Source organism: Stenotrophomonas sp. JAI102, from assembly GCF_013409105.1.
Taxonomy (GTDB): domain Bacteria; phylum Pseudomonadota; class Gammaproteobacteria; order Xanthomonadales; family Xanthomonadaceae; genus Stenotrophomonas; species Stenotrophomonas maltophilia_AA.
Window position 1 is genome coordinate 1,509,569 of sequence record NZ_JACCCI010000001.1, and the last position, 13,430, is coordinate 1,522,998.

Below are 13,430 nucleotides of genomic sequence, written 5' to 3' on the forward strand. Positions count from 1 at the left end.
CGCCGGCACGGGGCCGGCGTCGCAGGGGGCGGGTCAGCGCCCGGTCTTCACCTCGGTCCACAGCCGGGTGTAGAGCTTGTCGACCTCGGGCGTGTTGATCGAATAGGTGAACATCTTCGCCGCCACGTCGGCCGGCGGGTAGATGGTCGGGTCGGTACGGATCGCTTCGTCCACCAGCGGCGTGGCCGTGGTCACCGGGTTGGCGTAATGGATGAAGTTGGTGTTGGCCGCGGCGACCTTCGGCTCCAGCAGGTAGTTGATGAAGGCATAGGCAGCCTCCGGGTGCTTGGCATCCTTGGGGATGGCCAGCATGTCGAACCACTGCGGGGCGCCTTCGCGCGGGATCGAGTACGCCACGGTCACACCGTTGGAGGCCTCGGCCGCGCGATCACGGGCCTGGATGATGTCACCGGACCAGCCCACCACCAGGCAGGTACCGCCGTTGGCCAGCGAGCCCACGTACTGCGAGGAGTGGAAGTTCTGCACGTACGGGCGGATGGTCTTGAGCAGCGCGGCGGCCTTCTCCAGCGTGGCCGGGTCCTGGCTGTGCGGATCCTCGCCCAGGTAATGCAGCGCGATCGGGATCATGTCCGACGGCGTATCCAGGATCGTGATCCCGCAGTCCTTCATCTTGGCGATGTTTTCGGGCTTGAAGATCAGGTCCCAGCTGTTGGCGATCTCGGTGCTGCCACCGAAGCGCTGCTTGAGCAGTTCCACGTTGTAGCCGATGCCAGTGGTGCCGATCATGTACGGCACGCCGTATTCGTTGCCCGGATCCTGCTGCGCGATGCGCTTCATCACGCTCGGATCGAGATTGGCCAGGTTCGGGATCCTGCTCTTGTCCAGCGGCAGGAACACGCCGGCCTTGATCTGGCGGCCGAAGAAGTTCAGCGTCGGCACGACCACGTCGTACCCACTGTTACCGGCCAGCAGCTTGGTTTCGACCATCTCATCGCTGTCGAACACGTCATAGGTCACCTTGGTGCCGGTGGCCTTCTCGAAATTCGGGATGGTGTCTTCCGCGATGTAATCGCTGTAGTTGTAGACGTTCAGCACCTTGGCGTCGTCCTGCTTGTCACCGCCGCCACAGGCGGTCAGCACGGATACGGCAATGCCGAGGGTGAGGATTCGCAGCTTCATCGGACTCTCCACAGGTCAGGTGCGAGTTGGGGGGAACCGGCCGGACCGGCGCAACGGGTGCCAGCCTACCGGGCATGTCCCTATTTTCCCAGCACACGGCCCTCACGGCCATGCCGGATGGGGGGTGCCCGGGGTCAGACGTTGAGCAGCAGGAACTCGCGCTCCCAGGAGCTGATCACCCGGAAGAAGGTCTCGTATTCCTTGCGCTTGACCGACACGTAGGCGCGGCAGAAGCGCTCGCCGAGCATCTCGCGCAGCTCCGGGCAGCCTTCCAGCCCGTCCAGCGCCTCGCCCAGCGAGCGCGGCAGGTCGTAGCCGAGCTCCTTGGCGCTGCCGCTGATCGGCGCGGTCGGCGAGCCCTGCTCGCGGATGCCGAGCAGCCCGGCAGCCAGGGTCGCGGCGATCGCCAGGTAGGGGTTGGCGTCCGAACCGGCGAACCGGCTTTCCACCCGCATGTTCTCCGGCGTGTCCAGCGGCACCCGCAGCCCGCAGGTGCGGTTGTCGAAGCCCCAGTGCACGTTGCTGGGCGAGACTTCGCCGAACATCAGCCGGCGGTAGGAGTTGACGTTTGGCGCGAAGAACGCCATCGCGGCCGGCACGTATTTCTGCAGGCCGGCCAGGTAGTGGCCGAACAGCGGGCTGAAATCCTCACCGCCGTGCTCGCCGGTGAACACATTGGTGCCGTCGCTGATCTTCAGCAGGCTCTGGTGGATGTGCATCGCACTGCCCGGCTCGTTTTCCATCGGCTTGGCCAGGAACGTCGCATAGATGCCGTGGCGCATCGCCGATTCGCGCATGGTGCGCTTGAACAGGAATACCTGGTCGGCCAGGTCCATCGCGTTGGCGTGGGTGAAGTTGACCTCCAGCTGCGCCGCGCCGGATTCGTGGATCAGCGTGTCCACGTCCAGCTTCATCGCATCGCAGTAGTCGTACATCAGATCGAGGATCGGATCGAACTCGTTGACCGCATCGATCGAGTAGGACTGGCGCGCCGTCTCCGGTCGCCCGGAGCGGCCGGCGGGCGGCAGCAGTGGGAAGTCCGGATCGGTGTTCTTCTGGACCAGGAAGAACTCCAGCTCTGGTGCCACCACCGGGCGCAGGCCCAGTTCGGCATAGGCATTGAGGACGCGACGCAGCACGTTGCGCGGGGCCAGCTCATGCGGCTCGCCGGTCTTGGTGAAACAGTCATGGATGACCTGCGCGGTCGGATCGGTCGCCCACGGCACCATGCGGACGGTGTCCGCGTCCGGGCGCAGGATCATGTCCGAATCCGAGGGGGAGGTCAGCTCGTAGTAGTCGTCCGGGAATTCGCCGGTGACCGTGGTGGCGAAGATGCCTTCCGGCAGGCGCGTGCCGTAATCGTGCGAGAACTTGTCGGCCGGAATGATCTTGCCGCGGGCATTGCCGGTGATGTCCGGCACCAGGCACTCCACCTCGGTGATCCGCCGGTCCTTGAGCCAGCGCAGCAGCGTGCTCTCCTGCGGAACAGGCTTGGGGGCGGCGGCTTTGCGCGAACGCGTTCGGGTGGTCATGACCGGTCTGCTGTAAGGGAGTTGCGGCGACAAGCATCGCCGAAGGCATGGAAAATACTGTGATAGAACGGATTGTCGGCCACCCGCCACTCCGGATGCCACTGCACCCCGAGCACGAAACGATGCGTGGTGCTGCGCGCGGCCTCGATCAGGCCGTCCTCGGCGACGGCCTCGATCTGCAGCCCCTCGGCCAAGCGATCGATGCCCTGCCCGTGCACGGAATTGACCCGCGCCGACGATGCCCCGGCCCAACCGGCCAGCCAACCGCCGTCGGACAGCCGGATGTCATGTGCAGGACCATACTGCACCTCGACGGGCGCATCCGGATCTTCACGATGATCGCTCATCCCCGGTATCTCGTGCACACGCGGATGCAGGCTGCCGCCCAGGGCGACGTTCAACTCCTGGAAACCGCGGCAGATCGCCAGCACCGGCAGGTCGCGCGCCAGCGCTTCGTGCAGGAGCGACAGCGCGTTCGCATCGCGTGCCGGATCGTGGCGATTGCCCGGCCAGCTCGGCGGCCCGGCATACAGATGCGGCTCGATGTTGCTCACCGCGCCGGTCAGCAGCACGCCTTGGAGGCGATCCAGCCAATGCGCGGCCGGCAACGGCGGCTGCAGGCTGGGCAGCAGCACCGGCATGACGCCGGACGCCTCGATCAGCGCGTGGAGGTACTTCTCACCCACCGCCGCGAAGCGGTGATGGCCCAGCATCGTGCTGTCGGTGGGCAGGCCGACCCAGGGGGGCGAGACCATGCGTCATGCTCGGATGACCTGCGGCCACGTTACCCCTGCGCGCAGACCCCGCGCAACACGCGGCCGCGCTGGCGAAGCACGACCCATCACATGCCGGCGGCAAAGGCTGCGACAGACTGCGTACTGTTCCGCGCGTCGGTTGCTGGCATCCTCTGTCCATGATTGTCGTCCTCACCTTTTTCCGCCGGTGCCCGGCGTGACCGCCGCCGGCGAAGTGCACGCGCCGAGCTGGTACGCCGACAGCGTGCCTGGCACGCCACTGCGTGCGCCGCTGGCCGGCGACCTGAACGCCGATGTCTGCGTGCTGGGTGCCGGCTACACCGGGCTGTCCGCCGCCCTGACCCTGGCCGAGCGCGGCTATCGCGTCGTGCTGCTGGAGGCCCATCGGGTCGGCTGGGGCGCCTCCGGCCGCAACGGCGGCCAGGCCATCGTCGGCTACGGCTGCGAAGTGGATACGCTGGAGCATCTGGTCGGCGCCGAGGACGCGCGGGCGCTGTTCGCGTTTTCACGCGACGGCATGCGCCTGCTGCGCGACCGCATCGCCCGCCACCAGATCGACTGCGACTGGCGTGACGGCCATGCCAGCGTGCCGATCAAACCCCGCCAGGAGCGCATGCTGCGTGCCGGGCTGATCGATCTGGCCCAGCGCTACGACTATCCCCTGGAGTGGTGGGACCGCGCGCAGTTGCGCGGACAGCTGGACAGCCCGCGCTACCGGGGGGCCATGTTCGATCCCCACAGCGGCCACCTGCATCCGCTGGCCTATGCGCAAGGCCTGGCGCGCGCGGCCGAGGGGGCCGGGGCGGTGATCCACGAACAGTCGCCGGTACTGCAGCTGATCCGAGGGGCGCGGCCGCAACTGCGCACCGCGCACGGCACGGTCACGGCCGACCATGTGGTGATCGCCGGCAACGCGTGGCTGGAAGGCATCGCGCCGGAGCTGGAATCGCGGATCATGCCGGTGGGTACGTATATCGGCGCGAGTACGGTGCTGGGCCAGGCACGCGCGCAGTCGCTGATCCGCAATGACATGGCCGTGGCCGATGTCAGCTGGGCACTGGACTATTTCCGGCTGAGCCGCGACCACCGCCTGCTGTTCGGCGGCCAGGCCAGCTATTCCGCCCTGCCCCCACCCGGGCTGCGCGGCGTCATGACCCGGCGCATGCGCGCGGTGTTCCCGCAGCTGGCCGATGTGGAGCTGGAGTACGTCTGGGGTGGCTATGTCGACATCACCCGCAACCGCGCCCCGCACTGGGGCCGGCTGACCCAGAATGTCTATTTCGCGCAGGGCTTCTCGGGCCACGGCGTGGCGGCGGCCGGGCTCGCGGGCCAGGTGCTGGCCGAGGCCATCGCCGGGCAGGCCGAGCGCCTGGACGTGTTCGAACGCATCCCGCACCGGCCCTTCCCCGGCGGGCGCATGCTGCGGACGCCGCTGCTGGTCGCGGCGATGTCCTGGTACAAGCTGCGCGATGCATTGTGGTGAGGACTTAAGGGGCTTTCGGCGGGGGCGGCGGGTTCGGGGGTGGCGCCGGCCGGGTGCTGCGCGGTGACGGGTTGGAGCCCTTGCGTCGATTCGACATTTTCAGCCACTCAATGTGCGTCGTGGCCGCCAAGCCGGGAGTTGTGAAGATCGTAGGCCCCCTCATTTACTCGCGCTGCGTTGACACCCGGCATCGGAAAAATGAGACACGGCGCGGCATCTGAAAACGGGCTCTCCACATCCCGCCAAATCCAGACCGAGGGGCCACTAGACGGTATCGCAGCATCTCCCGCACTTTGTACGTCGCGCGTCACATAAAGACGAAGCGTGGAGAATGCGTCATATCAACGCCTGCAGTGGCTGAGATTGGCACTCCTCGAGAACCGGGAATCACCTGCGTGGCTGCGGCGCATTGCGAATGCGGCCCCACAGCCTGCGTGAAGGATTTCATAAAAAATGAGATATGTGTCACGCCCATGAGCGCTATGCAGTGCCGCGCGCGAATCCACACCGTGTCGTCGGCACCACGGCGGATCAGTTGCGCAATTGCATAATCCGGCGGGTATAGATACCGTCCAATCTCATCGCGGGCATTGCTACACAGGGAAGTAGAAGGCACGAACAGGGGGAGCCGATGCGAGGAGAATGGTGGAAAAATGGACTTGAGTTGAACCTGCGCATCGAGCCTATCGGGCTTGTCCTTGCAGTCATCTATGCGTTTGCATGCTGGGGCGCACGCAAGCTGTCCCTCGACCAGTTCTACCTGCCTGCGGGCATACGCGTGGCCGCGCTGCTGCTTTGCCCGCCACGACTGTGGCCGTACCTGTTTCTCGGCGAATACGCCTACTTCGCCCAGATGCGTTACCCGATGGTGGAAAAGTATGGGTTGACGTGGGTCATCCTCGCCTCCGTCTCACTGATGCCAACGGTTGCAATGATCGTGCGACTGCATCGCAGGATGGTGGCCACCACCACGCAGGCCTGGTTGCTTTCAGTTGGCGCGACATCGGCCGTAGCGGTCACGTCGTTGAACCTGGTCCTGATGCACCTGTTGTGGCCGACGCCAGATGTACCGTTACTCACCGGCGCGGCGCGCTACATCGTCGGCGACTTCATCGGCATTCTGACGGTCGTCCCTCTTGCCCTGCTTTGGGCCAGTAGGCGCGCAGAACTGCCATGGACAGGTCGCTTCCTGACACCGAGTATCGCCGCACTCGCGCTCATGATCCTGACTGGCATCGCTTCTGCGCTGATTACCGAAGAGTCGGCCACGGCCAAGAGCAGCCTGCAACTGTTGATGGCACTGCCTGCCATCGCTCTTACCTGCCTGCTTGGTTGGCGTGGGGCCGCAATAGCCGTCCCGTCACTCAATCTCATCATTGGCCTCACGACGCCAAAGCCGTATCCCCTGGCATTCGATCCGACGACATTTACGACGCAGATGGTCATGGCCGTTGCCAGTATCGCCCTGCTTCTGTTCGGCTCGCGCATTACGCACTATTACCATCGTTACCGGATCCGTGACGATGGCGAGAGAAATGCACTAAAGCTGGCCCGCAACTCACATATCGCCAGTGAAAAAGGCCTTCGCGAACGCGCGCTCCACATCAGGAAGCTCGGCGACGGCATTGAGGTATCGCTTAGAGAAGTGGTGAACTGGCTGAAACTGCAGGGCCACCATGAAATAGCAAGCGGACTGTTGAACACTGCAGCGGTGCATTCACATCAGTTCCGTACCCAGGCAAGCATGGTCTATCCCACCACATTGGATCATCTGGGTCTCTACGTTGCCCTGCAGGCCGGCGGCGTACGAGAATCCTGGGACCAGAGCAACCGGATGACGCGGCCTCGCCTGGAAGGCGATCCCTGCATGTTGAGTACAGGACTGCAGCTGGCTGCCTATCGGGCACTCACTGAGGCGGTGTCCCTGCTTTTGGAACATGAGTTCGGACAGATAGTGGTTCGTGCGCGCTGCGGGCGTTTCGGGTCGCGGCGGGGAATCCTGATTGTGGTGGCACTGCTTGATTCGGTGCAGCCGTTGTCCGGGACAACCGTCGCCATGGTGGATGAGCATCTGGCGGGCCTGCCTCTCGCTTACGGCGGCTTCGTACAGTGCCGCCGCAATCGGGTCAGGATAGTACTCGCGGAGACCGCCGCGCGGTCGTCCGCCAGAGCGACGAACATGCCCCCACAGACGTGGGTAAGGGAAAGTACTCGACCAGGACAATAGGTCCGTTCGACACCTACCAAGGTGCATTGAGGTGCTGCCCCCTAGGCGGCAGCACCTCAACGCTGGCTGTCTATCAGAATGCTAGGGCTGCTGGTCTACGACCTCGACGGACCACACAGCATCGGCACCGCGTCCATACAGGACCAGCGAGAAGTGGGGGCCTCGATAGATTTCGGTCCTCGCTGCATTTGCCGGGAGTTGTACGCGTTGCAGTGGCAACGACACACTCGCCGAGCTTTCGCCAGCGGGCAAGGTCCAGAATGCATCATCCACATTTCCGATGATCACCTGCACACGTCCCAACAGATCATTTACCTGGAAGTACGAGATTCCATCGCGCTGGAACCCATACAGGCGCCACTGCGGATCCTGACTCAGATTGACAGCTGTCGGCTGCGCCCTGCCCAGACCACTTTTTGCCAGATGAGTCCCGTGACCATCTGACTGCGCCATCCCAACCATCGGAACCGACGCGAGAATTACGATACCCACAACACCAACAATCCTTGGAATGCGCACATTTACCTCCTGATTAAACGTTGAGGGGAACTTCGGCGATAGTAACGGCAAGCGGAGATCCATCGATCAACGGGAGCTGCTTGAGCGGCCGGTACAGTAAGACGCCCCACCGGGCAACCAGGCCGAGGCTGCGACGTTACGCGGCACCCCTGCCCCTAAAGTTGCGTGTGAAACCGCCGCTATCTGTCCCGACCCACTCGGAACCGAGCGTACGCCTCATGCCGGCACTGTTGCAGGGCGCTGTCCTCAGCGACCCCGGTGATGCCCTGCCCCAGCGGATCCTGCTGGTGGAAAACTCGCGCACGTTCACCAGCATGCTGCGTGAGGCGATCGAGCAGCGGCTGGAGCTGCCGGTCTCGGTGGCGACCAGCCTGGCCGATGCCGGGCGGCTGCTCGATGAGGAACAGGGCTGGTTCCTGGTCCTGACCGGGCTGGTCCTGGCCGATGGCGACCGCGATACCGTGGTCGACTACTTCCTGTCGCGCGGGCTGCCCACCGTGGTGGTCAGCGGCGTCTACGACGAAGACCTGCGCAAGCGCGTCCTGCAGCAGCAGATCATCGACTACGTGCTCAAGAACACGCCCGGCAGCATCGACTACCTGGTGTGGCTGGTGCAGCGGCTGGAGCGCAACCGGCGCATCGCCGCCCTGGTGGTGGACGACTCGATGTCGGCGCGGATGTACGCCGCCTCGCTGCTGCGCATGTACGGGCACGACGTCTACGAGGCCGCCGACGGTGCCGAGGGACTCAAGGCGATCGAGGCCCATCCGGCAATCCGGCTGGCCGTGGTCGACCAGGAAATGCCCGGCATGGAGGGCGTGGAGTTCACCCGCCGCCTGCGTACCATGCGCTCGCGCGACAAACTGGCGGTGATCGGCATTTCCGGCAACACCGATCCATCGCTGATCCCGCGTTTCCTCAAGAACGGCGCCAACGACTTCCTGCGCAAACCCTTCTCGCGCGAAGAGTTCTTCTGCCGCGTCTCGCAGAACGTGGATCAGCTCGAGCTGATCGGCACCCTGCAGGACTTGGCCACCCGTGATTTCCTGACCGGCCTGCCGAATCGCCGGTGTTTCCTGGAGCAGAGCCAGCGCCAGCTGCCGCAGCTGCACCTGGACGGTGAACAGGTCGCGGTGGCGATGATCGACATCGACCACTTCAAGCACATCAACGATACCCATGGCCACGAAGCCGGCGACGATGCCCTGCGCGCGGTCGCAGCCGCGGTCGGCCAGCACGCCCGCCAGGACGACCTGGTCGCGCGCTTCGGTGGCGAGGAATTCTGCCTGCTGGTGCCGGGCCTGGACCAGGAGGCTGCGCTGGTCTACTTCGAGGAACTGCGCCAGACGATCGCCGCGCTGGAGGTCGACCTGGGCCATACCACGCTGCGCATGACGGTCAGCATCGGACTGTGCTGCCTGCGCCCGCAACGCGATTCACTGCACCGGCTGATCTCCGAGGCCGATCGGCAGCTGTACCTGGCCAAGGCGGGCGGCCGCAACCGGGTCCACTGCGCCACCGTGGCCACCGGCCCACGCCAGCGCGAGCCCGCGCTGGCGCCTTGATCGAGATCAACGCGGCCCCGGCCGCGACTGCCTAGAGTCGCCGCCAGTTGAACAGCGCGGGGAACGCACCATGGCACTTCTGGTCTGGCAGGACGATCTGAACATCGGCATCGATGTCATCGATCACCAGCACATGCGCATCGTGGAGATGCTCAACCACCTGCACGTTGCCCAGAAGAGCCTGGAGCGGCTGGCCGTGGCCGAAGTGATCGACGAGCTGGTGGACTACACGATGTCCCACTTCGCCTTCGAAGAAGAGCTGATGGAAGAGGCCGGCTACCCGTTCTGCGCGGCGCACAAGCGCGTGCACGAGATTTTCGGCAAGCGCGTGGGCGAGTACCGGCTGCGCTTCCAGGCGGGCGAAGACATCACCGAAGAGCTGCGCACGATGCTGTCGCGCTGGCTGTTCAACCACATCCGTGGCGATGACAAGGCCTACGCGCCGCAGGTCAAGCAGCACCTCAACCAGTTCGCGCGCGATCACCAGCAGGGCAGCTGGCTGGGCCGCACGCTCAAGCGCTTCTTCCGCTGATCAGCGCCCGCGCCGCCCCATCGCCAGCAGCGCCACGATGGTGATCAGCGCGGTCACGCACAGGTAGTATCCCACCGCCACCAACCCATAGCGTTCGGCCAGCCAGGTGGCCACGTACGGCGCCGGTGCGGCACCGAGGATGCCGGCGAGGTTGAACGACAAGGACGCGCCGGTATAGCGCACCTGGACCGGGTAGATCTCCGCCAGGAAGGTGCCGCAGGGCCCATACGTCAGCCCCATCAGGAACAGGCCCAGCGCCAGGAAGCCCAGCACCAGCCACGGGCTGCCCGCCTGGAACAGCGGCGCGAACACCACGCCGAAGGCGAGGATCAGGCCACTGGCGACGATCATGGTGCGGCGCGTGCCCCAGCGGTCGCCGTACAGCGCGGAAATCGGAATGCCCGCCGCGAAGAACAGGATGCCGACCATCTGCAGCAGCAGGAACTGCTCACGCGAATACCCCAGCACGGTGGTGCCGTGGCCCAGCGTGAACACCGTCATCAGGTAGAACAGCACGAAGGTGGCGAATGCCCCCAGGGTGCCCAACACCAGGGTCAGCGGATGCTCGCGCAGCACCGTCAACATCGGCAGCTTGACCCGTTCGTTGCGGTCCAGCGCGGCCTGGAACTGCGGGGTCTCATGGATGTTCAGGCGTACCCACAGGCCGATGCCGACCAGCAGCGAGCTGGCCAGGAACGGCACGCGCCACCCCCACTGCAGGAAGTCGGCCTCGCTCATCGCGCGACCCAGCAGCAGGAAGATGCCGGCCGAGAGCAGGAAGCCCAGCGGCGCGCCGAGCTGCGGGAACATGCCGTACCAGGCCCGTTTGCCGGGCGGTGCGTTCTCGGTGGCCAGCAGCACCGCGCCGCCCCACTCCCCGCCCAGCCCCAGGCCCTGGCCGAACCGGCACAGCGCCAGCAGCGCCGGCGCCACCAGGCCGATGCTGGCATGGGTAGGCAGCAGGCCGATCGCCACGGTCGAGATGCCCATCGTGAGCAGCGCCGCCACCAGGGTGGCCTTGCGCCCGATGCGGTCGCCGTAGTGGCCGAACACCGCCGAGCCGACCGGCCGCGCGATGAACGCGACGGCGAAGGTCGCCAGCGACTGCAGCATCGCCGCCCCGTCGCTGCTCTCCGGGAAGAACAGGTGCGGGAACACCAGCACCGCCGCCGTGGCGTAGATGTAGAAATCGAAAAACTCGATGGTGGTGCCGATCAGGCTCGCCAGCAGGATGCGGCGGGGGGAGTTCACGACAGGGGCGACAGCAGGTGTGGACATCGGGTACGCAGGAATAGGCAGCTGCCGGATTCTGCCACGCCCATCCCGGGCCTGCCGCGATGGTTGCAGACGAGACTGTCAGGCTGTGACCGGGTCGGCGACCTGCGCATCGGGCAGGAACTTCCCCTGCATCGCCCGGTCTCACCGCGGTCACCCCACCAGGACGGTCCCGGATGTCTGCCTCAAGGAAGAGTGCCACCGCCTCGCGCTGGACACAGCCGACCGCCGTCGCCGTGGTGATCGTGGTGCACGGACTGATGCTGGGCGTGCTGCTGCGTTCACCGGCCCCCAGCGCCGCCGCTGATGAAGCGCGCCTGGCGATGTACTGGTTGCCGAAGCCGTTGCCTGCACCGGTTCCCCCGCGCTCGACGGCCCCCCTGCCCTCCCCGGCGCAGGCCGCGGCATCGCGGCGCCTGCCTGCGCCCATCGCGACCACGCCAACCCCCGCATCGCATGCCGCCGTGGATCCCCTGGCCCTGCCCGTGCCGCTGGACCTGGGCGTGCCGTCGTCGCTGACCGGCAGCGGCATCGACGCCGCGTCACTGGTGCCGCGCGTGCTGGGCGACCGGGATGTCCACCCGGCGTTCCAGCCCCGGCGCGAGCGCTTCCGCATGAAGGCGGGAATGACGCCGGAGCAGATCGTACAGGGCATCTTCCAGCTGATCGGTGCCTGGCCCCCGGGCTACATGGTGGACCAGTGCGCACTCACCCGGCAGCAGATCGATTACCTCCGCAACGCCGTGGACGAGATGGACCGCGACCTGCTGCGCGAGTCGCTGATCCGCCACAGCCAGGACTGCTGAGGTGCCTCATCCGCCCAGATGGATCCAGGTCGCCTTGAGCTCGGTGTATTTGTCGAAGGCGTGCAGGGATTTGTCGCGGCCGATGCCGGACTGCTTGTAGCCACCGAACGGCGCGGTCATGTCGCCGCCGTCCCATTGGTTGACCCAGACACTGCCCGCACGCAGCCCGCGGGCCACGCGGTGCGCACGCCCCAGGTCGCGCGTCCACACACCGGCGGCCAGGCCATAGACCGAGTCGTTCGCCATGCGCAACGCGTCCTCTTCGTGATCGAAGGTCAGCACCGACAGCACCGGCCCGAAGATTTCCTCGCGGGCGATGGTGTGCTGCGGATCGACCTCGTCGAACACCGTCGGCTCCACATAGCTGCCGCCCGGCACCACCTCGCGCCGCTTGCCGCCCAGCAGCAGGCGCGCGCCCTCGGCCTCGCCGCGTGCCACGTAGTCCAGCACGCGGCCCGCGTGCGCCTCATCGACCAACGCCCCCATCGCGGCGTCCGGCTCGAACGGATGCTGCGGCTGCATGTGCCGGCCCTGTGCGAGCACCCGCGCCACGAAGGCATCCTTGATCGAGCGCTGGACCAGCAGGCGCGAGCCTGCCGTGCACACCTCGCCCTGGTTGTAGAAGATGGCGGTGGCGGCCGCCTGCGCGGCCTTGTCCAAATCCGGCGCGTCGGCGAACACCAGGTTCGGGCTCTTGCCACCGCACTCCAGCCAGGTGCGCTTGAGATTCGATTTACCCGCGCACTGAAGCAATCGGCGACCGACGGCGGTGGAGCCGGTGAAGGCCAGCGCATCCACGTCCATGTGCAGCGCCAGCGGTTCGCCGGTGCGCTCGCCATGGCCCGGCAGCACATTGAACACGCCATCGGGCACGCCGGCTTCGGCGACCAGTGCGGCGATGCGGATCGCGCTCAACGGCGACCGTTCGGACGGTTTGAGCACGATCGAGTTACCCGCCGCCAGGGCGGGCGCGATCTTCCACGCGGCCATCAGCAGCGGGAAATTCCACGGCACGATCACCGCGACCACGCCGACCGGCTCGCGGGTGATCAGGCCCAGCGTGTCCAGCGCCGTGGGGGCGACCTCGCCGTACACCTTGTCGACTGCCTCGGCGGTCCAGCGCAGGCAGCGCAGCACCCCGGCCAGGTCGCCCTGGCGCGCGTCGCGCACCGGCTTGCCCATGTCGAGGGTTTCCAGCAAGGCGAGTTCGTCGGCGTGCCGTTCAACGAGATCGGCCAGCCGCAGCAGCACCTGCTTGCGGTGCGACGGTGCGGCCCGCGACCAGTCCCCTGCGTCGAAACTGCGCCGCGCCGCCGCGACCGCACGGTCGACATCCACGGTATCGGCGTCGGCCACCTGCACCAGCACGCGGCCGTCGATCGGACTGATGCAGTCGTAGCGCGCGCCGCTGGCGGCGTCGACATACCGCCCATCGATGAAGGCCTGCCCCTGGAAGGCCAGTGCATCGGCCTCGCGCTGCCAGTCGTCACGGGTGCGTGCGGTGGTCATCGGCGTCATCCTCGCGGTGTCATTCGGGTAAGGCGGTTATACCCGCCGCCGTCACGGGATGACGTGAGGCGGGTGCGATAAAGTCGT

10 protein-coding genes are annotated in these 13,430 nt (G+C 66.2%); 5 read left to right on the top strand and 5 right to left on the bottom strand.

All coding sequences use genetic code 11. The features are described from left to right. Nucleotides 1-33: 33 nt before the first annotated feature. From HDC96_RS07085 to HDC96_RS07095, 3 genes are all read right to left on the bottom strand, one after another. Nucleotides 34-1,140 carry a polyamine ABC transporter substrate-binding protein gene (locus HDC96_RS07085; RefSeq protein WP_102789220.1) on the bottom strand — a complete coding sequence of 369 codons (1,107 nt, stop codon included), beginning with the start codon at nt 1,138-1,140 and terminating at the stop codon, nt 34-36. 134 nt (nt 1,141-1,274) lie between these two features. Continuing rightward, complete coding sequence (locus HDC96_RS07090) at nt 1,275-2,672, bottom strand: glutamine synthetase family protein (RefSeq protein WP_179459311.1); 1,398 nt, start codon at nt 2,670-2,672, stop codon at nt 1,275-1,277. Then, entirely contained in the window at nt 2,669-3,427 is a 759-nt protein-coding gene (locus HDC96_RS07095) for a gamma-glutamyl-gamma-aminobutyrate hydrolase family protein (RefSeq protein WP_179459312.1), read from the bottom strand. The genes HDC96_RS07090 and HDC96_RS07095 overlap by 4 nt, the downstream gene beginning before the upstream one ends. Nucleotides 3,428-3,623: 196 nt before the next feature. Between HDC96_RS07095 and HDC96_RS07100 the strand changes: the two genes are divergently transcribed. The 4 genes from HDC96_RS07100 to HDC96_RS07115 all read left to right on the top strand — a co-directional run bounded on the left by HDC96_RS07100 (nt 3,624) and on the right by HDC96_RS07115 (nt 9,753). Continuing rightward, a complete protein-coding gene (locus HDC96_RS07100; RefSeq protein ID WP_179459313.1) occupies nt 3,624-4,910 on the top strand; it encodes an FAD-binding oxidoreductase in 1,287 nt (428 codons plus the stop codon). Between the two features lie 664 nt (nt 4,911-5,574). After that, complete coding sequence (locus HDC96_RS07105; RefSeq protein ID WP_306455617.1) at nt 5,575-7,137, top strand: MASE1 domain-containing protein; 1,563 nt, start codon at nt 5,575-5,577, stop codon at nt 7,135-7,137. Between the two features lie 737 nt (nt 7,138-7,874). Next, complete coding sequence (locus tag HDC96_RS07110) at nt 7,875-9,221, top strand: diguanylate cyclase (RefSeq protein WP_179459315.1); 1,347 nt, start codon at nt 7,875-7,877, stop codon at nt 9,219-9,221. A gap of 70 nt (nt 9,222-9,291) precedes the next feature. Beyond that, nucleotides 9,292-9,753: a bacteriohemerythrin gene (locus HDC96_RS07115; RefSeq protein WP_179459316.1), complete on the top strand. Its 462-nt coding sequence runs from the start codon at nt 9,292-9,294 to the stop codon at nt 9,751-9,753. Here HDC96_RS07115 and HDC96_RS07120 read toward each other — a convergent pair whose 3' ends face one another. After that, nucleotides 9,754-11,031 (bottom strand): MFS transporter, encoded by a 1,278-nt coding sequence (locus HDC96_RS07120; protein ID WP_176989555.1) that lies wholly within the window; start codon nt 11,029-11,031, stop codon nt 9,754-9,756. 173 nt (nt 11,032-11,204) lie between these two features. On the opposite strand from HDC96_RS07120, the gene HDC96_RS07125 reads away from it, so the two are divergent. Beyond that, on the top strand, nt 11,205-11,834 hold the full coding sequence (locus HDC96_RS07125) for a hypothetical protein (RefSeq protein WP_179459317.1): 630 nt from the start codon (nt 11,205-11,207) through the stop codon (nt 11,832-11,834). A 6-nt stretch (nt 11,835-11,840) separates the two neighbouring features. On the opposite strand, the gene HDC96_RS07130 is transcribed toward HDC96_RS07125, so the two are convergent. Beyond that, nucleotides 11,841-13,343 (bottom strand): aldehyde dehydrogenase, encoded by a 1,503-nt coding sequence (locus HDC96_RS07130; protein ID WP_179459318.1) that lies wholly within the window; start codon nt 13,341-13,343, stop codon nt 11,841-11,843. Between the last annotated feature and the right edge of the window lie 87 nt (nt 13,344-13,430).

Bases quoted from the DNA above. Each gene is read 5' to 3' on its own strand.
- HDC96_RS07085 (WP_102789220.1), bottom strand. From the start codon at position 1,140: ATGAAGCTGCGAATCCTCACCCTCGGCATTGCCGTATCCGTGCTGACC.
- HDC96_RS07090 (WP_179459311.1), bottom strand. From the start codon at position 2,672: ATGACCACCCGAACGCGTTCGCGCAAAGCCGCCGCCCCCAAGCCTGTT.
- HDC96_RS07095 (WP_179459312.1), bottom strand. From the start codon at position 3,427: ATGGTCTCGCCCCCCTGGGTCGGCCTGCCCACCGACAGCACGATGCTG.
- HDC96_RS07110 (WP_179459315.1), top strand. From the start codon at position 7,875: ATGCCGGCACTGTTGCAGGGCGCTGTCCTCAGCGACCCCGGTGATGCC.
- HDC96_RS07115 (WP_179459316.1), top strand. From the start codon at position 9,292: ATGGCACTTCTGGTCTGGCAGGACGATCTGAACATCGGCATCGATGTC.
- HDC96_RS07120 (WP_176989555.1), bottom strand. From the start codon at position 11,031: ATGTCCACACCTGCTGTCGCCCCTGTCGTGAACTCCCCCCGCCGCATC.
- HDC96_RS07125 (WP_179459317.1), top strand. From the start codon at position 11,205: ATGTCTGCCTCAAGGAAGAGTGCCACCGCCTCGCGCTGGACACAGCCG.
- HDC96_RS07130 (WP_179459318.1), bottom strand. From the start codon at position 13,343: ATGACCACCGCACGCACCCGTGACGACTGGCAGCGCGAGGCCGATGCA.